At 63.5% G+C, this 24,399-nt stretch carries 22 protein-coding genes and 1 pseudogene; 10 read left to right on the forward strand and 13 right to left on the reverse strand.

The genetic code is table 11. The annotated features are described in order from the left end of the window. Positions 1-13: 13 nt before the first annotated feature. The 3 genes from IFT87_RS16875 to IFT87_RS16885 all read left to right on the forward strand — a co-directional run bounded on the left by IFT87_RS16875 (position 14) and on the right by IFT87_RS16885 (position 5,050). Complete coding sequence (locus IFT87_RS16875; RefSeq protein ID WP_192191308.1) at positions 14-1,081, forward strand: efflux RND transporter periplasmic adaptor subunit; 1,068 nt, start codon at positions 14-16, stop codon at positions 1,079-1,081. Continuing rightward, positions 1,078-4,197: an efflux RND transporter permease subunit gene (locus IFT87_RS16880; protein ID WP_192191309.1), complete on the forward strand. Its 3,120-nt coding sequence runs from the start codon at positions 1,078-1,080 to the stop codon at positions 4,195-4,197. The genes IFT87_RS16875 and IFT87_RS16880 overlap by 4 nt, the downstream gene beginning before the upstream one ends. A gap of 85 nt (positions 4,198-4,282) precedes the next feature. Beyond that, positions 4,283-5,050, forward strand: a complete 768-nt coding sequence (locus tag IFT87_RS16885) for an SDR family NAD(P)-dependent oxidoreductase (RefSeq protein WP_192191310.1) — start codon at positions 4,283-4,285, stop codon at positions 5,048-5,050. 103 nt (positions 5,051-5,153) lie between these two features. Here the strand turns inward: IFT87_RS16885 and IFT87_RS16890 are convergent, their stop codons facing one another. Next, complete coding sequence (locus IFT87_RS16890; protein WP_192191311.1) at positions 5,154-6,614, reverse strand: MDR family MFS transporter; 1,461 nt, start codon at positions 6,612-6,614, stop codon at positions 5,154-5,156. Positions 6,615-6,888: 274 nt separating this feature from the next. Here IFT87_RS16890 and IFT87_RS16895 point away from each other — a divergent pair, with 274 nt between their 5' ends. Further along, a complete protein-coding gene (locus tag IFT87_RS16895) occupies positions 6,889-7,275 on the forward strand; it encodes a DUF1622 domain-containing protein (RefSeq protein WP_192191312.1) in 387 nt (128 codons plus the stop codon). A 94-nt stretch (positions 7,276-7,369) separates the two neighbouring features. On the opposite strand, the gene IFT87_RS16900 is transcribed toward IFT87_RS16895, so the two are convergent. Next, positions 7,370-7,786 (reverse strand): hypothetical protein, encoded by a 417-nt coding sequence (locus tag IFT87_RS16900; protein WP_146173412.1) that lies wholly within the window; start codon positions 7,784-7,786, stop codon positions 7,370-7,372. A 95-nt stretch (positions 7,787-7,881) separates the two neighbouring features. Between IFT87_RS16900 and IFT87_RS16905 the strand changes: the two genes are divergently transcribed. Then, the gene (locus IFT87_RS16905) at positions 7,882-8,124 is read left to right on the forward strand and encodes a hypothetical protein (RefSeq protein WP_192191313.1); all 243 of its coding nucleotides are present in this window, start codon (positions 7,882-7,884) and stop codon (positions 8,122-8,124) included. 9 nt (positions 8,125-8,133) lie between these two features. Here the strand turns inward: IFT87_RS16905 and IFT87_RS16910 are convergent, their stop codons facing one another. The 3 genes from IFT87_RS16910 to IFT87_RS16920 all read right to left on the reverse strand — a co-directional run bounded on the left by IFT87_RS16910 (position 8,134) and on the right by IFT87_RS16920 (position 12,027). Then, entirely contained in the window at positions 8,134-9,309 is a 1,176-nt protein-coding gene (locus IFT87_RS16910; RefSeq protein WP_192191314.1) for a hypothetical protein, read from the reverse strand. Next, positions 9,302-10,306, reverse strand: coding sequence for a nucleoid-associated protein (locus IFT87_RS16915; protein WP_107955939.1), 1,005 nt, complete (start codon positions 10,304-10,306; stop codon positions 9,302-9,304). The genes IFT87_RS16910 and IFT87_RS16915 overlap by 8 nt, the downstream gene beginning before the upstream one ends. Before the next feature lie 506 nt (positions 10,307-10,812). Further along, positions 10,813-12,027: an MFS transporter gene (locus tag IFT87_RS16920; protein ID WP_107955938.1), complete on the reverse strand. Its 1,215-nt coding sequence runs from the start codon at positions 12,025-12,027 to the stop codon at positions 10,813-10,815. A gap of 114 nt (positions 12,028-12,141) precedes the next feature. Between IFT87_RS16920 and IFT87_RS16925 the strand changes: the two genes are divergently transcribed. Next, a complete protein-coding gene (locus tag IFT87_RS16925) occupies positions 12,142-12,738 on the forward strand; it encodes a TetR/AcrR family transcriptional regulator (protein ID WP_107955937.1) in 597 nt (198 codons plus the stop codon). A 215-nt stretch (positions 12,739-12,953) separates the two neighbouring features. Here the strand turns inward: IFT87_RS16925 and IFT87_RS20535 are convergent. The 3 genes and pseudogenes from IFT87_RS20535 to IFT87_RS16935 form a co-directional block, all read right to left on the reverse strand. Beyond that, positions 12,954-13,257, reverse strand: a 304-nt coding sequence (locus IFT87_RS20535) for a M24 family metallopeptidase (protein ID WP_249403406.1), incomplete at its 5' end; no start/stop codon positions are given. Between the two features lies 1 nt (position 13,258). Beyond that, a pseudogene (locus IFT87_RS20540) lies at positions 13,259-13,625 on the reverse strand (M24 family metallopeptidase); the annotation flags it as partial. 1 nt (position 13,626) lies between these two features. Then, the gene (locus IFT87_RS16935; protein WP_183935792.1) at positions 13,627-13,833 is read right to left on the reverse strand and encodes a ParD-like family protein; all 207 of its coding nucleotides are present in this window, start codon (positions 13,831-13,833) and stop codon (positions 13,627-13,629) included. A gap of 398 nt (positions 13,834-14,231) precedes the next feature. Between IFT87_RS16935 and IFT87_RS16940 the strand changes: the two genes are divergently transcribed. From IFT87_RS16940 to IFT87_RS16955, 4 genes are all read left to right on the forward strand, one after another. Continuing rightward, positions 14,232-15,683: a serine hydrolase domain-containing protein gene (locus IFT87_RS16940; RefSeq protein WP_192191316.1), complete on the forward strand. Its 1,452-nt coding sequence runs from the start codon at positions 14,232-14,234 to the stop codon at positions 15,681-15,683. A 306-nt stretch (positions 15,684-15,989) separates the two neighbouring features. Beyond that, the gene (locus IFT87_RS16945) at positions 15,990-17,129 is read left to right on the forward strand and encodes an acyltransferase family protein (protein WP_342211186.1); all 1,140 of its coding nucleotides are present in this window, start codon (positions 15,990-15,992) and stop codon (positions 17,127-17,129) included. Positions 17,130-17,347: 218 nt separating this feature from the next. Then, positions 17,348-17,665 carry an antibiotic biosynthesis monooxygenase family protein gene (locus IFT87_RS16950; protein ID WP_192191318.1) on the forward strand — a complete coding sequence of 106 codons (318 nt, stop codon included), beginning with the start codon at positions 17,348-17,350 and terminating at the stop codon, positions 17,663-17,665. Continuing rightward, positions 17,662-19,128 (forward strand): 8'-apo-carotenoid 13,14-cleaving dioxygenase, encoded by a 1,467-nt coding sequence (locus IFT87_RS16955; RefSeq protein WP_342211183.1) that lies wholly within the window; start codon positions 17,662-17,664, stop codon positions 19,126-19,128. The genes IFT87_RS16950 and IFT87_RS16955 overlap by 4 nt, the downstream gene beginning before the upstream one ends. A 96-nt stretch (positions 19,129-19,224) precedes the next feature. Here IFT87_RS16955 and IFT87_RS16960 read toward each other — a convergent pair whose 3' ends face one another. The 5 genes from IFT87_RS16960 to IFT87_RS16975 all read right to left on the reverse strand — a co-directional run bounded on the left by IFT87_RS16960 (position 19,225) and on the right by IFT87_RS16975 (position 24,392). After that, the gene (locus tag IFT87_RS16960) at positions 19,225-19,425 is read right to left on the reverse strand and encodes a hypothetical protein (protein ID WP_192191319.1); all 201 of its coding nucleotides are present in this window, start codon (positions 19,423-19,425) and stop codon (positions 19,225-19,227) included. After that, a complete protein-coding gene (locus IFT87_RS16965; protein WP_249403421.1) occupies positions 19,422-20,519 on the reverse strand; it encodes an aldehyde dehydrogenase family protein in 1,098 nt (365 codons plus the stop codon). Before IFT87_RS16965 ends, IFT87_RS16960 begins: the two co-directional genes overlap by 4 nt. Beyond that, entirely contained in the window at positions 20,402-20,824 is a 423-nt protein-coding gene (locus IFT87_RS20545) for a hypothetical protein (RefSeq protein ID WP_249403408.1), read from the reverse strand. The genes IFT87_RS16965 and IFT87_RS20545 overlap by 118 nt, the downstream gene beginning before the upstream one ends. 1 nt (position 20,825) lies before the next feature. Beyond that, a complete protein-coding gene (locus IFT87_RS16970) occupies positions 20,826-23,633 on the reverse strand; it encodes a TonB-dependent receptor (RefSeq protein ID WP_192191320.1) in 2,808 nt (935 codons plus the stop codon). Between the two features lie 123 nt (positions 23,634-23,756). After that, positions 23,757-24,392 (reverse strand): TetR/AcrR family transcriptional regulator, encoded by a 636-nt coding sequence (locus IFT87_RS16975; RefSeq protein ID WP_056022419.1) that lies wholly within the window; start codon positions 24,390-24,392, stop codon positions 23,757-23,759. Positions 24,393-24,399 lie beyond the last annotated feature (7 nt).

Consider the following 24,399-nt stretch of genomic DNA (forward strand, 5'->3'; position numbering starts at 1 on the left):
GTGGAGGACCCGTGTGTCGAACCGACTGTATATCGCCCTGGCCGTGCCGCTGGCGTCCGCGACGCTGACGGCATGCCATCGTACGGAGCCCGATCCGCGCACACAGCCGCCGCTGGTCAGGGTCACGACGCCAGTCGCCGCCAACGCGGCAACGCGCGAGTTTACCGGGGTCGTCGCGGCACGCGTCCAGAGCGACCTCGGCTTTCGCGTCGGCGGCAAGGTCACGCAACGATTGGTCGATACCGGCCAGATCGTGCGCCGTGGCCAGCCGATTATGCGGATCGACGGAACCGACCTGTCGCTGGCGACCCGCGCTTCGCAGGGAACGGTCAATGCAGCACGCGCCCGTGCGGAGCAGACCGGCGCGGACGAGAAACGATATCGTGACCTGGTCGGCGCGGGCGCCGTCTCCGCGTCGGCCTATGATCAGGCGAAGGCCGCTGCGGACGCGGCGCGTGCGCAACTGAGCGCCGCACTGGCACAGGCTCGCGTCGCGCGCAACGAAGCCAACTACACCGTCCTGCTCGCGGATACCGACGGGACCGTGGTGGAGACGCTGGCCGAGCCGGGGCAGGTCGTTGCCGCGGGGCAGATCGTCGTCCGTGTCGCACGATCGGGGCCGCGCGAAGCTCTAGTGCAATTGCCGGAGACGCTGCGACCGCACCTGGGCTCGACCGCGCGTGCCCGTACTTTCGACGGGGCCACCGGCAGCGCGACGCTTCGGCAGTTGGCCGATTCCGCCAACGCGGCGTCGCGGACGTTCGAGGCCCGGTATGTCCTCGCCGGGGCGACCGCGCGTGCGCCGCTCGGCTCGACCGTGACCGTCACGCTGTCAGAGCCAGGCGACACGGTCGCGACCGAAGTACCGCTCGGCGCACTCCGCGATACCGGCCACGGGGCCGGTGTATGGATCGTCGGTGCCGGCGCGCAGCCAAGGATCACATGGCGGCCGGTGAAGGTGACCGCGATCGGGGAAGAAACCGCCACCGTGACCTCGGGTCTGAAGTCAGGTGACCGCTTCGTCGCAACGGGTGCGCACATGCTGCACCAGGGCCAGATCGTCCGGGTTGCCGCACGATGAGTGGCGACGAGCAGAAGACGCCCGGCCGCTTCAACTTGTCGGCGCTTGCGGTCCGCGAACGATCGGTCACTTTGTTCTTCCTGATCGCAATCATCATCGCCGGGGTCGTCGCCTTCACCAGGCTGGGGCGTGCGGAGGATCCGGGGTTCACCATCAAGGTCATGACGGTCGTCACCGCCTGGCCCGGCGCAACGGCGCAGGAGATGCAGGACCAGGTCGCCGAGCCGCTCGAGAAGCGCCTGCAGGAACTGCGCTGGTACGATCGCAGCGAGACGTTCACGCGACCCGGTCTCGCCTTCACCACGCTGACGTTGCGCGATACCACTCCCCCGAAGGACGTGCCGGACCAATTCTACCAGGCGCGCAAGAAGATGATCGACGAGGCTCCGAGCCTTCCGCGCGGCGTGGTCGGGCCGTTCGTCAACGACGAATATGGCGACGTCACCTTCGCGCTCTACGCTTTGAAGGCGAAAGGCGAGCCGCAACGCTCGCTTGCGCGCGAGGCGGAGACGCTGCGTCAGCGGCTGCTGCATGTGCCCGGCGTCAACAAGATCAACATCGTCGGCGAGCGACCGGAACGCATCTATGTCGCGTTCGCCGAGGAGCGGCTGGCAACGCTCGGCGTCTCGCCCCGCGACATCTTTACCGCGCTTTCGAGGCAGAACCTCATCACGCCCGCGGGCTCGATCGAGACCAAGGGACAGCAGGTCGTGGTCCGCCTCGACGGCGCATTCGACGACCTGTCGAAGATCCGCGACCTGCCGATCGTCGCGAACGGCAACACGCTGCGGCTGTCCGAGATCGCCAAGGTCGAACGCGGCTACGAGGATCCCGCAACCTTTCTCATCCGCAGCCAGGGCGAACCCGCCCTGCTGCTCGGCGTCGTCATGCGCGAGGGCTGGAACGGGCTCGACCTCGGCAAAGCGCTGAACGCCGAGGTCGCGAAGATCGGCGACGAACTGCCGCTCGGGATGAGCCTCACGCGCGTCACCGACCAGTCGGTCAACATCACCGACGCGGTCGACCAGTTCATGCACACCTTCCTGGAGGCGCTTGCGATCGTGATGATCGTCAGCCTCGTCAGCCTCGGCTGGCGCGTGGGCATCGTCGTCGCCGCCGCCGTACCGCTGACGCTGGCGGTCGTACTCGTCATCATGTGGGCGACCGGCCGGGTGCTGGACCGCATCACGCTCGGCGCGCTCATCCTCGCGCTTGGCCTGCTGGTCGACGACGCGATCATCGCGATCGAGATGATGGTTGTGAAGATGGAGGAAGGGTACGATCGCACCCGCGCGTCGGCCTATGCCTGGAGCCACACTGCTGCGCCGATGCTGGCCGGCACGCTGGTGACCGTGATCGGGCTGATGCCGGTCGGCTTCGCGCAGTCGACGGCGGGCGAATATGCCGGCAACATCTTCTGGGTGGTCGGTTTCGCGCTGATCGCATCATGGTTCGTCGCGGTGATCTTCACACCGTACATGGGTGTGAAGATGCTGCCCGAGATCAAGCCGATCGAGGGCGGTCACGCGGCGATCTACCGGACGCCGCGCTACGAAAGGGTCCGCAGCATCATCGCCTGGGCGGTGCGCCGCAAGTTGCTGGTCGCATTGGCGACGCTGGGTGCGTTCCTGATTGCAGGCGCGGGCATGGCGCTGGTCAACAAGCAGTTCTTTCCCGCCTCGGATCGTCCCGAGGTGCTGGTCGAGGTGCAGATGCCCAAGGGCACTGCGATCGCGCAGACCGCCGAGGCCGCGAAACTGGTCGAGACGTGGTTGCGCAAACAGCTCGAGGCCAAGGTCGTCACGACCTATGTCGGTCAAGGCGCACCGCGCTTCTTCATGTCGCTGTCGCCCGAGCTGCCCGACCCGTCCTTTGCCAAGATCATTGTGCTGACTGTCGACGAGGATGCGCGCGACGCCTTGAAGGTGCGGCTGCGTGAGGCCGCAGCGGAGGGGCTCGCGCCACAGGCACGGGTTCGCGCGACGCAACTCGTGTTCGGCCCCTACTCCCCCTTCCCCGTCGCGTTCCGTGTCAGCGGCCCCGATCTCGCAACCGTCCGCAGCATCGCCGAGAAGATGCAGGGCGTGATGCAACGGGATCCGACGATGCGTACCGTCAATGCCGACTGGGGCGACCGCGCGCCCGCGCTGCACTTCGTGCTGGAGCAGGACCGGTTGCGCGCGCTTGGGCTGACATCGAGCGACGTTGCCGAACAGCTGCAGTTCCTGCTGACCGGCACGACGGTCAGCCAGTCGCGCGAGGATATCCGGACGGTCGACGTAGTGGCGCGGTCCGGGGGCAGCGATCGGCTCGATCCGGCGCGCATCGGCGATTACATGCTGACAGGTGCCAATGGCCAGCGCGTGCCCGTCGGCCAGATCGGCAAGCTCGAAGTCCGCATGGAGGACCCGATCCTGCAACGCCGCGACCGGTTGACGACGATCACGGTCCGCGGCGACATCGCCGATGGCCTGCAGCCGCCCGACGTATCGACCGCGCTGCTCGAGAAGTTGCAGCCGATCATCAGGACGCTGCCATCCGGCTACCATATCGACATGGCCGGCTCGATCGAGGAGGCCGGCAAGGCGAATGCCGCGCTCGCGCCGATCTTCCCGATCATGATCGTGCTGATGATGGTCGTGATAATCCTCCAGGTCCGCAGCCTGTCGGCGATGGCGATCGTGTTGCTGACCGCACCTCTGGGGCTCATCGGCGTGGTGCCGACGCTGCTCGTCACGGGCCAGCCGTTCGGCTTCAACGCGATCCTCGGCCTGATCGCGCTGGCGGGCATCCTGATGCGCAACACGCTGATCCTTATCGGGCAGATCCACGATCACGAGCGCGACGGGATGGATCCCTATGACGCGGTCGTCGAGGCGACCGTGCAGCGATCGCGGCCGGTAATCCTGACGGCAATGGCGGCCGTGCTCGCCTTCGTCCCACTGATCAGTTCGGTGTTCTGGGGATCGATGGCGGTGACGCTGATCGGCGGGACGCTGGGCGGGACAGTTCTGACGCTGGTGTTCCTGCCTGCGCTTTATGCGCTGTGGTTCCGTATAAGGCCGCCAGTAAACGATCGGCGTGAGGCACCCGGATCACAGCACGTCCTGGCGTGATCAAAGAGGCATCGGGTTGGCCGTTCCGGCGTTGATACGGCAACGAACATCGATAGCGGCGGGTCAACGTCGCGGAAGGGTAGACATGGCACGGGTCTTTATTACCGGCAGTACCGACGGCCTTGGCCTCGCGGCGGCACAGTCTCTGCTCTCCGACGGGCACCATGTCGTTCTGCATGCACGTTCTGCGCAGCGCGCTGCCGATCTAGGCAAGTTACGCGAACAGGTTGATGGTGTCGTTATCGGCGACCTGGCAAGCGCGCAGGACGTGCACGGAATTGCGGATCAGGTGAACGCAATCGGCCATATAGATGCGGTGATTCACAACGCCGGGCTTTACGCCGTGCCGGAGCGAGGCGCGACGCCGGACGGCCATCCCACCCTGCTCGCGGTTAACACGCTGGCACCATATATGCTGACCGCGCTGATCGAACGGCCCGCCCGGATCATTTATCTCAGCAGCAGCTTGCATCGCGGAGGCGAGGGATCGCTGGAGGACATCGACTGGACGGCGCGTGCATGGGACAGCTCTCGCGCTTATGCCGAAAGCAAGCTGCACATGGTCGCGCTGGCTTTCGCTATCGCTGGGCGCCGCCCAAACGTACTGAGCAACGCGGTCGATCCGGGATGGGTGCGCACGCGAATGGGTGGCGCCGGCGCGCCAGTTGATCAAGACACCGGGCAACGCACGCAGAGTTGGCTCGCGGTCAGCGATGATTTAACCGCACTGTTCAGCGGTGGCTATTGGCAGAACCTACAGCGTCAACAGCCCGCGGCTGAAGTTACGAATACGCGCTTCCAGGAAAGGCTGGTTGCCAAACTAGCTGACCTTACGGGTGTAGAGATGAGTTGAGTTGAGCTGATCTGCTTCGGCTAAGACCCACAAGTGGACATTCCGGATTCCTCTTGAGCTTCCCAACTTCAGACGTTCGTTAAGCTGCAGTTAGGATGCATAACTACTCCGGCGGTCGGGTCCCGAACGTCACGCGTGGAACGAAAGCTGAAAGTAACACAGCAAGCAGTGCTATGATCAGCACGCCCCAGAAGGTCAGGTGAAGCCCATGCGCCAGCCCGGCGCGGCTTGCCGCTGCGCCGACGTTGGCCCCTTGGCCGTGGAGCAGCTCCTGTATCTGTTGCAAAGACCCCGAATGGTCTCGTGCAAGGCTGGCATTAAGCACCGTGCCCAACACTGCGGCTCCAAGAGTGCTGCCGAGATTACGGGCAAAAAGGTTTGAGGCTGTGGCTGCACCACGTTCCGTCCACCCGACACAATCCTGGATGAGTACGATCGCTGCAGTGCTCAAGAAGCCCATTCCAAAACCCATGATCAGTGAACCGAGACCAGCCACCAGAGGCGGGGTGGTGGGTGACAGCAGAACGAACGGTACAGCGCCTACTGGCAGTAGCGCGGCACCGAAAACCAGGATTCGCCGTAGGCCAAACCGGCCAAAGTTACGGGCACCAAGTGTCGCTGCAATCGGCCAGCCCAGTACCATCGCTGTCAACATGAAGCCTGCTTCGAGCGGCGAGCGACCCATGACGGCCTGAACGTACATCGGCAAAAAGGTAGTCAGCCCTATCACCGCCATGCCGCTGAACAGCGTTGCAGCATTGGTGGTGGCGATCGCGCGACGCGTCCACAACGCAAAAGCAACCATTGGATCGCGAGCACGCCGTTCCTGAACGACGAACAACGCGGCCGCGACAAGGCAGACTGCCGCAGCTAGCACCGCGAAGCGCCCGTCCGAAGCCCCGGCTTCTGTCAGCGCGACCATCAGCGACGCGATCGCAACCGTGAACAGGCCCGCCCCTACTACGTCGACGCTACGCTCCTGCGTCGTGACCGTCTCGCGCAGAAATAGGAAGAAGCCGGCGGCTGCGGCCAATCCGATCGGCACATTGATCCAGAAGATCCACGCCCAACTGACATGCTGGATGATCAACCCGCCCGCAAGCGGACCGATCACTGATGACACGCCCCAGACGCTTGCCAGCCAGCCTTGCACCTTGCCACGTTCGTGCGCCGCATAAAGGTCACCGATGACAGTGATGGAGACAGGCTGGATAGCACCGGCACCCAGCCCCTGGATTAAACGGAACACGATGAGTGCCGGCATCGACCAGGCGAACCCACACAAAATTGATCCAAGGAGGAAAATGCTGATGCCAACCAGCAGCACCGACCGCCGCCCATAGAGATCCGCCAGCTTGCCGAACACCACCGTAGTAGCGGTCTGCGCAAGCAGGAATGAGGAGAAGACCCAGGCATAGTATTGAAGCTGACCGAGCTGACCTGCGATCTGGGGCATTGCCGTCGATACAATCGTTGCCTCGATCGCGATCATGAACGAAGCAAGCATTACCGCCGCTAGAATGAGCGGTCGGCGCACTGCCGGTGGTGCTAACGATGCGTTCATGACCAAGCTCCGCGACCAACGAGGCTGTCAGGATTTTGCGAACCTCGAGTAACGGCACGCCTAGCTTCGGACCCATGTGGCCCGCTTGCTGAGCAGGTGATGTTGGCAGCAGGCATATCACGGTGTCCAAATTGTGCGGCGCAGCAACGCGTCGATAGGCCCGATCTATCCACGCCGTATTCCTTAAAGCAGGCGCGGCGCTTCCAACCGGTCTGACTGGCCAACCTGCCCTCTGGTAGTTTGTGCCTTTGCGGCCGCTCAGGCATGAAGCACCATGAGGAACGAAGCCCAGTGGATCCACTTAGCAACGAGTGCCGTCGAGATCGTCGGTACCGCCATTATCGTTGTAGGGGCATTCGGAACGCTGGCCGCCTTCTTGCTCGGTCTGGCCCGGGGCAAAACCAGCCGAGCAATGCTAGTTGCCGACTTTCGGTCGGGTCTTGGCCGATCGATCCTTCTTGGCCTCGAGTTCCTGGTCGCGGCCGACATCATCAACACGGTAGCGGTCGAGCCGATAATCGAAAGTCTGCTCGTTCTTGCTGGCATTGTTCTTATCAGGACGTTCCTTAGCTTCTCGCTCGAGGTCGAGATTGACGGGCGCTGGCCGTGGCAGAAAGAACAATCCAACGAAATGGCTCAACGAGGGACGGATCAGCAATAGTAACGCGGACCGCCGCCCCTCAGTCAGGACAACCTAGTTCGCGACGTTCAAGCCGCTCGACCTGCGTTCCCTTTCCTGACGCTTGTTCATCGGGCTAGGCAGGATCGTTATCGAGCGTAGCGACACCCATCATCGGATGCATTACGAAGGTCCAGCCGTCGCCGCCGACAATCATTAGGCGTAACGATTGGCGATCTGCGGTGCCAAGCAGTGACGCCGCTCCTGACGAAGCAGGCAATGTGACTGTCCTGCCATCCTGAAGAATGCCGGTTGCCCAGCCGCGCCGTCCGCTGCGGATCTCGCTGGCCAAGCGTTCCAACGCCGTCTCGAGCGCAGTGCGCGCACGTTTTCCTGTAACCCATGCATAACCGCCCGCCCCCAATTCTGGCGTAGTTACTAACGGTTGGCTCGAAACTGGAGATGGCTGTTTGACGACCCGCCGGGATGTTTCCTTTGGGGTATCAAGAGGACGCACACCCTCCATACTCATCATGCGCGCAAACTCATCCATCGCTGTTTCCTTAGTGGTGCCGCTCGGAGCGCATGGGCCTAACCACTAGTTCCTGCCAGTTGAGGGGATCGCTTACGCTCCTCATCGAGCTGTGGATGCCGAAGAACCGCCTCTTTCTCTACGCCCGCACGACGATCGCGATGCACGCTGCGGAAGGCAACGTCTTCACGAGGAAGAGCAAGCGCGCGGTGGGCAGTATGCTGCCTGGTGGACTACCGGACTTCCGTGACGCGGAACGGCAGGACGCGGCAATCGTGGCCAGGCTGCTCACCGACGACGGGAAAGTCTTTCGGACGGCTAAGGAGTTCGCCGCGGCGATCGAGGCGGTCACCGCCTGAGGCTCGGCCTCACAGGCACGCCGTGTAGGCGGACGGGGTCAACCTTAACCATGCGTAAGTGGCTCCGGCCGCTCCGCTTAGCGCCAGGATCAGGACGAACCAAAGCACCCGTCTGTGCCAGGTGATCCGCCCGCCCAGATCATCGAAAACGCCGACGAAGTCGTCTCGGACGGCTGCATAGTCGCGCTCCAGTCGCGAATTCTGACCGTTTATCTCCTTCTCGATGGCAGTGAGCGTGTGCTGCTGGTTGCGGATCGCCAGCCATAGCAGTCCAACAAAGATCCAGGCTCCCAGCACCACGCCCGCGTTCGCCCAGAAGGCGAGGCCGCATCTCTCCGGGGTCTTAAGCTGGGATGCGACGACGATGGTGGCCACGGGGATGCCGAGCAGCTGACCCTGTATATCGACGAGAGTCTTATGGATCTTGCCGACGTACTCGAGGCTTGCCGTCTCGATCTCCTTGCGTATCTTGGAATACGAGAAGCTGGAGACGAAGAGCCTGTAGCCTTTCTCCACCTCGTCACAGAGCTGGTCGAGGTGGCTGATCAAATGGCGGAACCGTTCCGCACGCCGCAGGCTGCGAACCGACTGGATTACGGCGGCCGACACCAGCTCTGTCTTCTCGTCGCCGTGCAGCGGTTCGCCGAAGATGCGGCTCAGTCTGGCGGCATTTTCGACCAAGCCCTCCGACAGATCGGCAGACGAGAAGATGACCGGCACGACCGTCTTCTCGTCGTCGATGAAGACCAATTCACGCTGCAGGTCGCTGACGTAGTTGGCAGCTTCACGAAGCACTGCGGTAACGGTCAACAGCGATCTGTATCTGGCAAGCGCGACCGGAACGGCGGCGTCGCCTCGGGCAAAACGCTCGTCGATTACATAGTAGGCCGGAGGCTCGTTCCACGACGCATCGGGCGCGTTGAAGAGCGCATCGAGATCGCGAACGAGCAATCCGAGTCTGTGATTGGGCGCCCTGATTGTGATCGCGACGTGATCCCCGACCGTGACCGCTCCCGGGGCGACGAGCGCGATCTGTGTGAGATCGTAGAGCGCATCATCGGCTTCGATCGTTCGGATCGCTTCCGCCACGGCGTTGCTCGCCACGTGCAGGACGCCACCACCGGCGCCGTCGAAGACGGTATTGCGGTAGATCACGATGAGGTCGGCGAAGCCGATCTCAGCCATGACCCAGGCCTTCGGCCTGCAACTGCGAGATAAGGTCGTCAGGCAGTCCCGTCAGGGTGATGGTGTTTGCCTCCGGATCGTAGATCACCGCGCGGCTGCTCACCGCGTCGCGGTCGAACTCCACCTTCCATTGCTTGGTCCCGCCCTTGAAGCGCACGAGCGAGGCCAGCGAGCGCTTGTCCGGCACGAACCGGTCGCTCAGTGCGCGGTCGGTGTCCCCAAGATGGTCGGTAAGGCGCTTCGGATTGTTCGGCAGCAGTTCGTTCGCCAACGCCTCGAATTCGAGCTCCTCGCGCTTGTTCGACGACCGCTCGCAGATGGCCTTGGCGCGAGCGAGGAACTCGTTGCCATCCTTCTCCGACATCTTCTCGGCAGTGACGAAATCCTTGAGCGCCGTAACCAGGTTGGACGTGTCCACCCGTGCCTCTACGACGGAGTCGCAGCCGAGGAACAGGCGAAAGTATTCGGACACATCGCCTTTCCCCTTGAGGAAGCTGATGTAACGCTCGGCACCCGCGGCCCAAGCGGTCAGGTTGATGCGGCCGGCGAACCGGAAGCCCTCGAGGTCAAGATGCTTCACGTCCTCCATCTCGTCCTGCGCCTTCAGGATCGCGCTCAGCTTGTCTGATACGATTGCGACGAGGAGGAAGTCCTTCTGGTCGCGCCGGAAGTGCTCGAAAAGAACGTGGCCGCCGGTCGACGCCGTGCGCGCCTGCGCCTGCTGACGGAGCGTCTCCATCATCCGCGTCGTCAGCCGAAGAAAATCCTTCTCCGGATCGCCGATGTAGTCTCGGATCTGCTCCTGCGTGGGATAGCCCTCGCTAGCCGTGAACTTGCCGTAGCTCTTCGACGCCCGCCGGTTGTAGAGGTTGTTTAGTTCGTCGACCACACGCTGCGTGGTGTCAGTGACCGGCAGTGTCTTCGTCGCCGCCTTGATCTGGTAGATGCCATCCTTCCGCTCGAGGTCGTGAACGGCTAACGCGACAATCTCGTTCAAGCCCGTTCCCTCCGCACGATGTCTCGCTCAGCAGAGACCAGTTTGACAGAACACAGTAGCAACTTTGCGTTGCTGAGCGCAACGGCTTCAAATGGCCATGAGGCAACAACGGGGGTTTATTGTCTCATCGTGGCCGGGCGGGTGCTCTACGGCGAGCGCTGACACACGCCGGCCGCCTGCTGATTGGGCACGACCTACCGGACTGTGCGGAATTGGATGGATGGTAGGCTCGCGCAACCGTTATGGGGCGCCTTGCTGCCGTCGGGCCAGGCCTGAACAAACGGCAGCTTCCGCCCAAGGGGTGCCGAAAGTGGCCATTCCGCTATTCCCGAAGCGGCTTCCGCTATTGAGGTTGATCGACCCAATCTCGGACATTCGCGGCGCCTTTACCGCCTCCCAACTTCTGCCGTCCATTCATGTTGGTAGCGGAGGAGTGCTGAACCAATAACAACTCGATGTCCGGCCGGTTTTCTCAATGGGGACGGTAGTCTGAGAGCATTTTAGGGTTAGCTGGCCGATGTTGAGCGGTGACCCGGTGGAAAGGCGAAACGGCGTGCGGCCAGCGCGATGAGGAAGGCGATCAGGGTCAGCGCGACGACAGCGGGCGGCAGCAGCGTGGTCCCTCCCGTCGTGAGGAGCACCCCGCCCAGCGCCCCGCCGACCGCGATCGCTAGGTTCCAGGCCGTGGTCACCATCGCCTGCGCCAGATCTACGCCGTCCCCCGCTGCGTCCGCCGACGCCGTCTGCATCATCGCCCCGGCACCACCGAAGCCAAGGCCCCAAACTATGGCTGCCGCATAGACGGCAAGGCCTTGCCCACCGGCAAACGTCAGAAGAACTGCAACGGCCGCAAACGATCCGATCGCGAGCAATACCAGCATGCGCAGCATCCGATCGACTAGTCGCCCGACGATCCAGATGCCGACGAGCGAGCTGATGCCGAACGCCAGCAGGACGAGATCGACCCGCACGGACGCGGCGGTTGCGAACGGCGCGATGTAAGTGTAGAGGGTGTTGTGGCCTGTCATCCAGGCAAGGATGACGAGCAGGATCGGTATGATACCCGGTGTCGCGACGACGCGGCGCAGAGAAGGACGATCGTCACCCGTCCGCCCGGCGGCATCCGGCACCTTAAAGATAATCCAGCCGATCAGCACGACACTCAGTGCCGAGAGGATCAGGAACGATCCGCGCCACCCAACCAAACCGCCCAGGAAGGTGCCTATGGGAACACCCAGTGAAAGCGCCAGCGGCACGCCGACCATGGCGAGGGCCATTGCCGGGCCGGTCTGATCGGCACGCACGATGCTGCGCGCGTAACCCGCAAGGATTCCCCAGGCGAGACCCGCCGCGCACCCGGCGACGAACCGCGCGACCAGTACGACCGTGATAGATCCGGCCCAAGCGGTCAGCGTGTTGCCGACAACGAAGCAGATGATGGTGGTAAGTAGTACCGGTCTTCTTCGAAGCCCCTGGGTCAGGCTCGTGAGCGGGATCGCTGCCAGCAAGGACCCCAGCGCATAGACGGCAACGAGTTGTCCCGCGATCGCCTCGGAGATCTGCAGGCCGGATGCGATCTGCGGGAGTAGGCCAGCAGGAAGCGTTTCGGTCACGATGCACAGAAAGCCACTGGCGGCGAGACCAGCAAGGGCCGCGGTCGGGAGTTTGGAGCGTGGAGCTACGCTCGCTTTAACGCGGCGTTTGTTGGAGGATGAAGGCATAACTGTCCTTGTGCATCGTTGATACCACCTCTGCGCCGTGACGAACCTGAGGCGTGGTCATTTCTATGAATGGCCACTATACAAATATGACTGACACAGGCAAGCGGTTGTGTAATGACCATTAACGAAAATAAGCGGCCACGGGGGCGGCCCCGGGGATTCGCGCTTGGAGCTGCGGTCGAAGCCGGGCAGCACCTGTTTCACGAGCATGGCTATGAAAACGTCAGCGTGGCGGCGCTGACCGAGGCGATCGGGATTACCCCGCCGAGCTTTTATGCAGCGTTCGGCAGCAAAGCCGCGTTCTTCAAAGAGACGCTTCGGCTCTACTCAGCTACCGTTGTGCCGCTGGATCGCTTTCTCACGCCAGGTGCAGCGCCGATGGCGGCGCTTGGCGACATGCTGCGAGCTGCGGCGCACGCTTATACCACTAGTCCGCAGCGGCGTGGTTGCCTGATCCTTGAACACGCAAAAGCGGGCACAACGGATTGGGGCATCGCAGCCAAACAAATTGCGGGAGAAAATCGCAGTAGGGTGGCGCAATTTTTGGACGATGCGGAAATTAAAGCTTCCGGACGTGTCGCAGATTACGTTGCTACGACAATGCTCGGCCTATCGGCTGCAGCGCGAGAGGGATGGGACCAGCCAAGACTGCTTGCCGTCGCCGACACGGCAGCCGAGGCTCTACTTTGTCGCTCAGCTCTTGAGGAGTGAACAGGTTTCTGCTTGGGCCGGCTTTCCCAGCTGGGGACCTGTGACCCAGTTCCGGACGTTCGAGAGGCCATCGCAGTCTCCCAACTTCCGCCACTTGTTCATCTCGTTAGACGGCAGCTTTCCGCGACGGGATCAGCTGTCTGCACGTCCTGAAAAGGGAGAGATGGGGTCTGGCCACACTTGGGAAGACAGCAGCAAAAGCAGACGTTCCGGGGTCAAGCCACGCCCGCTGCCATCGGCCTCTCGTCTTGCCGAAGCGTCAGAACCTCAACCCCATCCTTAGTAACCGCAACCGTATGCTCGAATTGGGCCGACAGCTTTTGATCGTTGGTCACGACCGTCCACCCGTCTTCCTGAGTAGAGACCTTCCGGGTGCCTTGGTTGACCATGGGTTCGATCGTGAAAACCATGCCTTCGCGCAGCCGCACCCCCGTTCCCGGACGCCCGAAATTCATGACTTGCGGCTCCTCGTGCATCTCGCGACCGATGCCGTGCCCGCAAAATTCGCGCACGACCGAGNCCAGCCGCTTCGCAGCGGGCGGCGCGTCGCCAACCATATACGTCTTGCTCGAGTCCGCGATGAAGCCGTTCTTCTCCAGTGTGATGTCGAGATTGATGATGTCCCCGTCGCGAACGATCTCGTCGTCCTTCGGCACGCCGTGGCAAACGACATGATTGATCGAACAGTTCAGGACGAACTTGAAGCCGTACTGCCCTTTGCTCGCAGGGCGTGCCGCGAGCTCAACGGTGATGAAGTCCTCGACTAGATCGTTGATCTGCAGCGTCGACATTCCGTCTAGGTCCTGCCCGTCGAGCATCTCGAAGACCGAGGCTAGCAGTTTGCCGGAGACGCGCATGAGCGCAAGTTCGTCAGAGGTCTTCACCATGTCAGGCAGCTTCCGCTTCGATCAGGTGAACATGAACGGTGGCCAACTGTGCCTTGACGAGTTCGTTAAACGACAGGGTCGGGTTCGTTTCGGCAAGCATACCGATCTTCATCCAGAACTCAGCCTGCGCATTGATGGAGCGGCACATCACGGCGCTGGCCTTGCGAGCTTCTTCGTGTAGCGCGCCGTCAATCTTCACAATGCCCATAACCGCTCTTTCACACCGACCATACGAAGCATATACGTATCGTATGCTGCATGGTCAATTGGGCGTGATGAACGAACGACTGAGTTAGGGCTGCGGTTGGCTGGAAAAGATGACAAGTTCTGGGGGACGTGCCCGTGCTCCACGGCTTCCGGCCAGACCCAAACCTGGTCATTTGCCGCCTCTTTTCGGCCCACCACCTTCTGCCATTCATTCATGTTGGCTGCGTAGGAAGTACTAAGCGTCGGCCCTGCCTGCTGCCATGCCAGCCTTCTCAAAGAGGATGGCAGAATGAATCTCGGCGCAGGAAACCATTCAAAAGAAACCAAAACACTCGGAGGACACTTGCTACGGGATAGCATCATGCGTATTGCCAATGTAATACACTTGGTGGTGAGGCTATGAGCAAGTTCGTTCGAGTGGCGTACATGATGGCCCTGCTGCCCATGCCCGCAGCAGCCAAAGAGGCTGCTCCCACGCCATCTAAAATCGCTGTGGTCGAGCAGGGGCTGACGTCGGCTGTTGTGCTGGCGGGTGCACCGGCACCGCGCCGCACGATCGAAGCGGAGATGCGACGTCTGAATGTGCCTGGGGTCAGCGTTGCCGTTCTGCATGGCGGTGCCGTAGAATGGTCTAAGGGATACGGGATCACGCGAGTAGGTGGCTCAGCCGTAACGCCATCTACGCTGTTCCAGGCGGGCTCGATCAGCAAACCGATCACGGCGCTCGCTGCGTTGCGCCTCGTCCAGCAGCACCGCTTGACGCTGGACGAAGATGTTAACGCGCACCTCAAAAGATGGAAGCTGCCGACGCGGCCCGGTGAACAGGTCACGCTGCGCGAATTGCTGTCGCATACGGCGGGAACCACGGTGCATGGCTTCCCCGGCTACGCTGCCGGGGTCGCGGTACCGAGCGTCGACGACGTGCTTGCCGGCCATGCCCCCGCAAACACCAAACCGGTTGTCGTGGATACAAAACCCGGGACGATGTGGCGCTACTCCGGCGGTGGCTACACGGTTATTCAGAAGCTGATCGGCGATGTGACGGGCAGACCATTCGCCGAGGTTCTCCAAGACGAGGTGCTTCAGCCCGCCGGCATGACGCGCAGCAGCTTTGCCCAGCCGCTCGACGCCGCTTCGCTGGCGACCGCCGCATGGCCGCATGACGGGTCGGGCAAGCCCATACCCCGCGGACCATACACTTATCCGGAATTGGCCGCCGCTGGTCTGTGGAGCACGCCAAGTGATTTGCTGCGTTTCACTATCGCCGTGCGAGACAGTGCGCGCGGTGAGAAGGGCAGCATTCTCGATCAATCGCTAGCAACAGCAATGCTGACGCCCGGCAAGGGGGAGTGGGGCCTCGGCCTTGAAGTCCACCCGACCCCTGCCGATCGCGCCTTCGCGCATGGCGGCAGCAACGAGGGATATGAGAACTTCGTGGTCGCCTATACGGGGTCGGGCGACGGGGTGGCGGTCATGACGAACGGTGCCCAGGGAGGCGAGATTGGATCGGAAATTACCCGCAGCGTGGCCGCCGCCTACGGCTGGCCGAGCTACCACAGCATCGAGCGCGCGAGCGTGCCGATCCCGGCCGACATCCGCGCTCGTCTGATCGGAACCTACACCGTCTCCGATCTCGGCTCCTTTTCGATCACCGCGAACGGTACGGGCTTGGCTATCTCACTCAAGGAGGGTGTCAGCGAACCTCTCTATGCTTCGGCACCGGACAGCTACTTCGTCCTTTCAACCGACTTGGTGCTGCGTATGAAGGGCGGTGAGCCTAAGGCCACTGGGCGGCTCGTTATGGGATCTTTCGACTGGCCGTTCGCGCGAGAAACGGATGCCAAACCCTGAATTTTGACCTTCCCTACTGGGAACGTTGAGCTGGACAATTCCTTCTCGACACGGATCCTGCTCCGGGCATCATCGGGTTTGGTCAAAAGGGGGCCGCCCTGCCCTATTGCCCCCCACGACCCACAACCGGTCATTCAGCCCCGTTTGTTGCGTATCCAACTCTCGCCGTTCGTTTATCTGCCAGATGCGCTAACCTGGGGGCCTTCCGCTGGCTGCGATCCATAGTTGTGGTCAAACGGTCCATCGGCCAGCGTAGCGTTCAGGTACGACGGGAGAACAAGCTTGGCGGGAGTGGCGCGATTGGCAGTGGCGGATACATCAACATCGCCGCCCGGCGTTCCAGATGCGGCACCGGACCAGACAGCGACGGGCAAGGAGCATTTCGAGGTGCTCGACGGTCTACGCGGCACCGCTGCCATGCTCGTTGTGCTGTTCCACATTCAGGGCATCACGGTGATGTGGGATGCCTCCAAGGTCATTCTTCACCACGCGGTTCTGGCCGTCGACTTCTTTTTCCTGCTATCGGGTTTCGTGATCGGTTACGCCTATGACGATCGCTGGGACCGTATGTCGGTCCGCCATTTTCTGACCTTGCGACTGATTCGGCTGCACCCGCTCGTGCTCTTCGGCGTCGTGCTGGGCTTCGTAAGCTATCTGTTCGACCCATTTGCCGGGAGCGCGCAAGCCGTACCGCTGGGCAAGTTGCTTGGCGCGTTTGCTCTTGGGCTGTTGCTGCTGCCTGCCGGACCGCTCCCTAATCGTTGGAGCGACACGCACCCGTTCAACGGGCCGTGCTGGAGTCTGCTTCAGGAATATATCGGCAATGTCGCCTACGCGCTGCTGCTTCGTCGCTTGTCCGCGCGCGCGCTGCTTGCGATCGCGATCGCAAGCGGGCTCGGCCTCGTCGCCTGCGGGCTCCGACTTGGCAGTATGGATCAGGGCTCGGCCTGGGATAGCTTATGGATGGCACCCGTCCGGCTGTGCTTCCCGTTCGTCATGGGGCTTTGGCTTTTTCGTATACGAGGCCGACTGCCGTTCTTCCGCCTTAACTATCTGTCGCTGACGGTCGTCCTGATCGCGGTGGCCGCGTTCCCGACGCTCTCGAACGTAGGCCCGGTCAAGCTCAACGGTCTATACGAGACGGGGTGCATCGTCGTCGTATTCCCGGTCGTCATTTTGGCCGGCAGCCACTCAGAAGCGGGCCGCGGCATGATGGGGCTGTGCAAGTTCGCTGGACGCATGTCCTACCCGATCTACATGACGCATTTCCCATTCCTGTATGTCTGGATGAACTTCGTAGCGAACGACCATCCGACCCAAGAGATGCTGGCAGTCATCGGGCTGGCGCTCGTTCCCTTCCTTATCGCAGTTGCATGGGCGTCGTATACATTCTGGGACGAGCCGATCCGTGCTCGGCTCCGTATCGCACTTGGCGGTCATCGTTAATTCGTGCTGGACAACAAATTCGATTCCGGTCTGTCGCCCGGTTTCCCACCAGTACGATAAACGACCTACATCCGGCCATTCAGCTATTCTGATCGCCTTCCCCTTTTCGGACATTCGTTCAGTTGAGGCTTTCATCTCTCATAGGGCGTCATCGCCCTCGCATCCCGTCCTGCTACACCCCACCTTAGCCCTGCCCAGTCGACGCAGGAGCTTGCCCCATGTTCATCGCTATGAACCGATTTCAGGTGATCCCTGGCGAAGAGGAGGCGTTCGAGCAGGTCTGGCTGTCGCGCGACTCTTACCTTGCCGGCGTCCCGGGGTTCGTTGAGTTCCACATGCTGCGCGGGCCGGCGGCTGACGATCACGTCCTCTATTCGTCGCATACTGTGTGGCTGTCGCGCGGGGACTTTGAGAATTGGACCAGGTCCGAGGCGTTTCGCGCGGTCCATCGAGGCGCGGGCGACCACAAGCTGTTGTACCTGGCGCCGCCTCGCTTCGAAGGCTTCGACGTCATCCAGACCGTGACGCCATCGTGACGGTCACTCGGCGTCCGACGTTCGCCAGCCGGGTCGAGCAGTCGATCGACAAGGTCATCGGCGCAATCGCATCGCCGATCGTTACAGGCATCGCCGCGTTCAACAAGAGCCGCCTGCCGCCCCGCGATGCGCCGCATCCGCTGCTTACGGGCATCCACGAGCCGATGACTGAGGAGCTGACCCTCACAGACCTCGATGTCGAGGGTATCATCCCGTCCGAGCTCGACGGCCGCTACGTTCGCATCGGACCAAACCCCGCCGACGCCGACCCACGCTCCTACCACTTCTTCACCGGCGACGGGATGTTGCACGGCATCCGCCTCCAGAACGGGCGAGCCCGGTGGTATCGGAATCGCTGGATCCGATCGACCGATGTCGCGGCAGCCAGGCTTGTGCCGGCGGCACCAGGGCCACGGCACATCTTCGATACCGTCAACACTAGCGTACTGGACCATGCCGGCAGCGGCTGGGCGCTGGTCGAAGCCGGCAGCACGCCGGTCCGCTTCGACGAGCATCTGGAGACGCAGCGCTACGATGATTTCGGCGGCACCCTGCCCGGCTCCTTCACCGCCCATCCGCGCCGCGACCCAGCGACCGGCGAGTTGCACGCACTGTGTTACGAGGCGACCGATCCCAAGCGCATTCGCTACAACGTCGTCGATGTCGCCGGCCGGGTACGACGATCAGTGACGATCCCGGTGTCGCACGGGCCGCTGATCCACGACTGCGCGATCACGCAGCGCTACGTCGTCGTCATGGACCTGCCCCTTACCCTGTCGATGCGCACGGTGCTGGCGGGGCACGGTTTTCCCTATCGGTGGAACGAGAAGCATCCGGCCCGGATCGGGCTGCTGCCGCGCGACGGCGAGGCGGAGGATATACGGTGGTTCCCGCTCGATCCCTGCTTCGTGTTCCACACCGCCAACGCTCATGATCTGCCAGACGGAAGCGTGGCGCTCGACGTGGTCGCGTACGATCGCATGTTCGCCGGCGACAACCTGGCACCGGACGAGCAGCCGCGCGGCCTCGAGCGATGGACGATCGACCCCATGACCGGATCGGTGGTCCAGCGCGCGATCGACCCCTCGCCACAGGAACTGCCGACGATAGACGAGCGGCGCACCGGCCGCCCCTACCGCTATATCTATGCGCTCGGCCTGCCCGAACAGATGACGGAAACGCTGGTTGGAGAGGCGCCGCTCATCAGGCACGATTTGGAGGATGACGCGCGACGGCTTCACGAATTCGGACCGGGACGCATCGCGGGCGAGTTCGTGTTCGTGCCGCGCTCGCCGGATGCTGGCGAGGGTGATGGCTGGCTCATCGGGCTCGTGATCGACGCCGGGGGGCACACCACCGCGCTGGAGATACTGGATGCCCGGAACTTTGAGGCACCGCCCGTGGCATCTGTCCGCATCCCACACCGCGTGCCGCCCGGCATCCATGGCGCATGGCTGAGGTAACGTGATTCACGCAGCAGCCGCACATTCTTCCCGCCTTACACTCGACCGATAGTCGGCTGTCCGGGTGGGGCTACAAAGCCGAGTAGGCTAGAGACGTTAACGATCCGTGCGCTGTTGCTCGCCCGGGGCATTGGCGACGTCGAGCGGGTGTCCGCTGATCGTCGGGCCAGCGCGGCAGAACGCCGCCGTCTCGCCGAGCTCGCGTTCTGACAGCCCGATCGTCAGCGCGGGACCGATGGCACTCGCGACGCCGGTGATTAGCGCGGTGCAACCCCGGATCGTGGACGCCAACGTCATTTTCCCCGTGGCAGCAGCGATGCCAGCACGCGCGCGACGCCGCGGCCATATGACGGGCCGAGCCGTTCCAGCAGGTTGAAGCGACCGGCGCGGAAGAAGGCGCGTGCGTGACTGAACCGCTGGAAGCCGGCGTGACCGTGATAGGCGCCGACGCCGCTTTCCCCGACGCCGCCGAAGGGCAGCTGTTCCTGGGCGATATGGAGAAGCGTGCCGTTGATCGTGACGCCTCCCGACTGGGTCCGCGACAGAACCGCGTCGATCTCCGCGCGGACGTCGCCGAAGCAGTACAGGGCCAGCGGGTGCTCTCCGTCGCCGACCAGCGCGATCGCCTGATCAAGCGTGCGATAAGGAATTATCGGCAAAACGGGCCCGAAGATCTCGTCGGCAGCGAGCAGGCCCGCGGTGGGCGGCGCCAGCACGATCGTCGGCGGGTAGCGCCCTCCAGCACCGCTGTCGGGGTGGCGGAGCACGATCGCGCCGGCCTCCTCTGCCTGCTTCACCGCGTCGTCCAGCCGGCTGCGGGCAGAGCGCGGCAGAAGCGCGGTATAGTCTGGATTGTCGCCAATGCGCGGATAGGCGCGCACCGCCTCCGCCAGCACCGCCTCGGCAAGCGGGCGGGCGAGATGCTCGGGCGCGAGGACGTAGTCGGGCGCGATGCAGGTCTGGCCGGCGTTGACGAACTTGCCGAAGGCGATGCTGCGCGCAGCGCGCGCGACGTCAACGATGGGGCACAGGATTGCCGGCGACTTGCCGCCGAGCTCCAGCGTTACCGGCGTCATCGACGCCGCCGCCGCCTTCGCGACCTCGCGGCCGACGCGCGTCGAGCCGGTGAACAGCAGATGGTCGAAGCGTAGCCGTGTGAACGCGGCCGCAACGTCAGGGCCTCCGGTGACGACCGCCACCTCCTCTTCGGCGAATGCGTCGGCGATCGCACGTGCCAGGAGTTCGGAGAAGTGCGGCGTCAGCTCCGACGGCTTCAGGATCGCGCGATTGCCCGCAGCGAGAATGTCGACGAGCGGCGAGAGCGCGAGCTGAAGCGGGTAGTTCCAGGACTGACGATGCCGACGACGCCGAGTGGCTGGTAGCGAACCCAGGCGCTGCCGGGCTGGAAAGTCAGCGCGATCCGGCGTTTTTCGGGTTTCATCCAGCCCTTCAGGTGGCGCCGGGCGTGGCGGATCGCGCCGCGCACGGGGGTTGCCTCCATCAGCCCCGTCTCGATGCGCGAGCGGCCGCCGAAATCTTCGTCGATCGCCACCGCGAACGCGCGGTGGTGCGCGAGGACGAGGCTGTCCAGCCGCGCCAGCCGATCCAGCCGCTTGGCGAGATCGGGCGCGCCGTCCCGGCGGAAGCTCGCGCGCTGCACATCGAGCAGGCGCGCGGCGTGATCCTTGCCTTCCATCTCAGAACCGCTTGGTGACGGATACGCCATAGACGCGCGGATCGTTGATGAACGCTTCTCGCGTCAGGCCGACCGCGTCCGACTGGACGGAAAAGCCGGTGATGACGTCGCGATTGGTCAGGTTCTTGGCAAATCCCTGCACCTGGAGGCCGAGCGGCTCACTGTCGAAGGTGAGCGTGACGTTGACGTTCTCATACCCGCGCAGCCGGTCGGAGGGCGAATTGAAGAAGCGCGCGAACGACCGCGTGGTGCGGTAATAGTCGCCTCGCAGCGTCAACAGATTACCGGCCGAAAACTCGATCCCGTATTCTGCACCGCCGCCGAACGTCCAGTGTGGCGAGTTGGGCAGTTCTTTGCCGTCGAGATCGACGGGTACGCCCGCCGAAGTCGGCACCGATATGCCAAGCGCCGCCAGCGGATTGCCTGCACCCGCGAACAGCCCGTCGCCATCCGTCGCTGTCGGACAGGCGCCGATCAACGCCTGCGGCCCCAGACCCGGGATGCCGAGCTGGGTCGCCCGGACCAGCGCAGCGACGCCAGCGGTGGCCCCAACGCATGCGGTTTGCGGCGTCTTTAGCAGCGTCAGGGCGGCATTGCCCTGCGTCCGGTCGAACGGATCGACCGTGCTGCCACCGGTGATCTTGGTGTGGAGATAGCCGACCGTGCCGTTGAAGCGCAGGTTGCGGACGGGCTCGACCACCGTCTCCAGCTCGGCGCCCCAGATCTTGGCGTCGGTATTGGTCGTGGACGAGGTCAGCGCATTGATCTGGCTGATCTGATATCCCTTATAATCGTAGTGGAAGGCCGACGCGTTCAGCGTCAATGCGTTGCCGAAGAACCGGTTCTTGGTGCCGATCTCGAACGCGTCCACGACTTCGGGCGCGTAGGTGGGTGTGGTGGCGATGATATCGGGCGGATTGAACCCGCCGCTCTTGTAGCCGCGTGAATAGGACGCGTAGAGTAATGAGCTCTGGGTCACCTGCCAGTCGGCCGTGGCGCGCCACGTTAGCTTGTTGAACGTGGCCTGCTGGCGCAGGCGGGCGGGGAAGCCCGAACCCGGCGAGAGCAGCTGCGTCGAGAGCACGTCGAACTTCTTGTTGTCGCTGGTGTAGCGCGCGCCGCCGGTCAGTCGAATGTCGGGCGTGATCTGGACGTACACCTCACCGAATGCGGCGAGCGAGTCGAGCACGTAGGGGTTGCGGCTGAGGAAGTAATTGTGCCCGATGCCGGTCGGCACCGCATTGGGGTCGATGCCGATCTGCGCGGCCGGATTGGCGGCGTTGATCGTGTTCTGGATCACCGCGTACAGCGTGTTGCCGTTGCTCGGGAAGTAAACGTCGTTGAGGCGTTTCGAGTTGAGATAGATCCCACCAAGGCTGAAGTTGACCGGGCCGGCGAAGCTCGACTGGAGGCGAATCTCCTCACTCAGCTGCTTGGTCGACAGGTCATCGATCCGCTCGCCCTGGAAAAAGCGCGACGCGCCCAGCTGCGGATCGGTGAAGACCCCGCCGGGGGTGAAGGGCGTGGTGTTGAACGGCACGACCGAAGCGACGCTATCGCCGATGCGGCTGAACACGCGGTCGTTCGCATAACTAAACAGCGACGACAGCTGGAGCGTCGGTGTCAGATCGCCCTCGACGTTCAGCTGCACGAGGTCGTTGGTCGCCTCGTACTGTGGCCGACGGCGAAACTGGACGTCGCGCAGGCCACCCGTCGTCCCCTGCGGATAGACGTCGCCGGGCAGCACGCCGGAGAGCAGGAGCAACGTACCTGGCAAGGTCGCACTGCTGTTGACCGCGCCGTTGGCATTGGCGTCGAAGACCGAACCGAGCCCGCAGCCACGTGACAGCAGCTGCTGCTGGAGCGCGGTGGTCGGCACCCCGCCGACCGACGTCGGCCCCCGGTCCTTGATGCACAATTGCTTCAGCCCGCCGGTGCGGTCGCTGTCTTCGTGGAACCGATCGTACATCAGCGCCATGCGGAAGTCGTCGGAGGGGCGGATCGCGACCGTGCCGCGCAGGGAATAGAGATCGCGACCGTCGGTCCGCTCGCCGGACACCGTGTTGCGCTGGAACCCGTCGCGCTTCAGGTAGCTGCCCGCAACGCGCACAGCGACCACGTCACCGAGCGGCACGTTGATGAAGCCCTTCAGCTTGCGAGTATCGTAGCTACCGTATTCGGCATTGAGCGAGCCGGCGACTTTGTCGAACTTGGGTTGCGCCGTCAGCACGTTGATGACGCCGCCGGTGGCGTTGCGGCCGTACAGCGTACCCTGCGGCCCGCGCAGCACCTCGACGCGCTCGATGTCGTAGAATTCGGCGTCGGACAGGCGGTTCACCGCGATTGGCGCGTTGTTGACGTGGAAGCTGACCCCCGCCTCGCCCGTGGTCGAGACGATCTGATAGCCGATGCCGCGGATCTGGAAATTGTTGGCGCCGAAGCCTGCGCGAGACACCGAGAGGTTGGGAACCACGCGCTGCAGGTCGTAGCCGCCGTCGATGCGCTGCTGCTCCAGCGCCTCGTTTGAAAAGGCGGAGACGGCGATCGGGACACGCTGGAGCGACTCCGAGCGGCGCTGCGCGGTGACGATGATGTCGTTGCTCGCTGGATAACCGGTCGGATCGGCAAAGCGCACGCCGGCGGGTGCCGGCGCGGTGGAGTCAGGCGCTGTCGCAGGCGACGCGGGCGCGGTGGTCGGGGCTCCGTCCTGCGCCGCGCCCGTGGTCTGGGCCGCCGCCGGTGAGGCCATAGCCGCGGCGAGCGCCACGATGCTGGCGGTGCTGACGAAAGCGTGGCTCTGGCGTGTCATGTCGATCCTCTCCTGTCGCGGCCTTCATGGCCGGTCGCTCGGCGGATCGCCTCCGTGGGGCGGTTCCTTGTCCGAGGGAGGATCAGACAGTGTTTACAATCGGCGGTCAAGCATGATTGCCGATCATCGGTCCTGTGCGATCAGCGATGCCGCCGAAGCCGAGCAGAGCCGCTTCATGCGTTCGAAACCGCGCAGGACGCTGTGCCGATCGCCGGTGAACATCAACTCGATGACGAAACCGTTCAACGCCGCAGTATCGTGCTCGACGATCTCCTCCACCGCCGCGCGATCGTCGATCCCGGCTTCCTGCGCGATCGCGAAGATCAGGTCGTGGCGGCGGCGCTTCAACGCCATCGCCACCGGCTGGATGCGCTCCGCCAACGACGGATGGCTGCGCGTCGCCAGCTGGATCTCCAGGAAGGTGATGGCGGCAGGGCTCTGCGAGTCGCCCCACACCACGTCGGGCAGCGCGAGCCAGCGCTCGACGCCGGCGGGAATGTCGAGCAGACGCGCCGTGCGTGGCGCGTCGATGACGTCGGCGAGATGTTCGATAAGGCCGACGACGAGGGCCTCCTTGGTCGGAAACTGCTGCTGCAGCGCGCCACGGCTGACCCCCGCCTCTTCGGCGGCGCGCGTCGTCGTCAGCGCAGCGTAGCCGTGGCGGTAGATGACGTCGGTCGCGGCCGCGAACACGCGCGCGCGGGTCGCCTCGCGGCGTTCGGCATGACTACCGCGTCGGACCAGCTCGCTCCTATCCATCGCCGCA

It is taken from the genome of Sphingomonas sp. CFBP 8765, assembly GCF_014841445.1.
Lineage (GTDB): Bacteria > Pseudomonadota > Alphaproteobacteria > Sphingomonadales > Sphingomonadaceae > Sphingomonas > Sphingomonas aerolata.

Bases quoted from the DNA above. Each gene is read 5' to 3' on its own strand.
- IFT87_RS16880 (WP_192191309.1), top strand. From the start codon at position 1,078: ATGAGTGGCGACGAGCAGAAGACGCCCGGCCGCTTCAACTTGTCGGCG.
- IFT87_RS16885 (WP_192191310.1), top strand. From the start codon at position 4,283: ATGGCACGGGTCTTTATTACCGGCAGTACCGACGGCCTTGGCCTCGCG.
- IFT87_RS16890 (WP_192191311.1), bottom strand. From the start codon at position 6,614: ATGAACGCATCGTTAGCACCACCGGCAGTGCGCCGACCGCTCATTCTA.
- IFT87_RS16895 (WP_192191312.1), top strand. From the start codon at position 6,889: ATGAGGAACGAAGCCCAGTGGATCCACTTAGCAACGAGTGCCGTCGAG.
- IFT87_RS16900 (WP_146173412.1), bottom strand. From the start codon at position 7,786: ATGGATGAGTTTGCGCGCATGATGAGTATGGAGGGTGTGCGTCCTCTT.
- IFT87_RS16905 (WP_192191313.1), top strand. From the start codon at position 7,882: ATGCCGAAGAACCGCCTCTTTCTCTACGCCCGCACGACGATCGCGATG.
- IFT87_RS16910 (WP_192191314.1), bottom strand. From the start codon at position 9,309: ATGGCTGAGATCGGCTTCGCCGACCTCATCGTGATCTACCGCAATACC.
- IFT87_RS16920 (WP_107955938.1), bottom strand. From the start codon at position 12,027: ATGCCTTCATCCTCCAACAAACGCCGCGTTAAAGCGAGCGTAGCTCCA.
- IFT87_RS16925 (WP_107955937.1), top strand. From the start codon at position 12,142: ATGACCATTAACGAAAATAAGCGGCCACGGGGGCGGCCCCGGGGATTC.
- IFT87_RS16935 (WP_183935792.1), bottom strand. From the start codon at position 13,833: ATGGGCATTGTGAAGATTGACGGCGCGCTACACGAAGAAGCTCGCAAG.
- IFT87_RS16940 (WP_192191316.1), top strand. From the start codon at position 14,232: ATGAGCAAGTTCGTTCGAGTGGCGTACATGATGGCCCTGCTGCCCATG.
- IFT87_RS16950 (WP_192191318.1), top strand. From the start codon at position 17,348: ATGTTCATCGCTATGAACCGATTTCAGGTGATCCCTGGCGAAGAGGAG.
- IFT87_RS16960 (WP_192191319.1), bottom strand. From the start codon at position 19,425: ATGACGTTGGCGTCCACGATCCGGGGTTGCACCGCGCTAATCACCGGC.
- IFT87_RS20545 (WP_249403408.1), bottom strand. From the start codon at position 20,824: ATGGAAGGCAAGGATCACGCCGCGCGCCTGCTCGATGTGCAGCGCGCG.
- IFT87_RS16970 (WP_192191320.1), bottom strand. From the start codon at position 23,633: ATGACACGCCAGAGCCACGCTTTCGTCAGCACCGCCAGCATCGTGGCG.
- IFT87_RS16975 (WP_056022419.1), bottom strand. From the start codon at position 24,392: ATGGATAGGAGCGAGCTGGTCCGACGCGGTAGTCATGCCGAACGCCGC.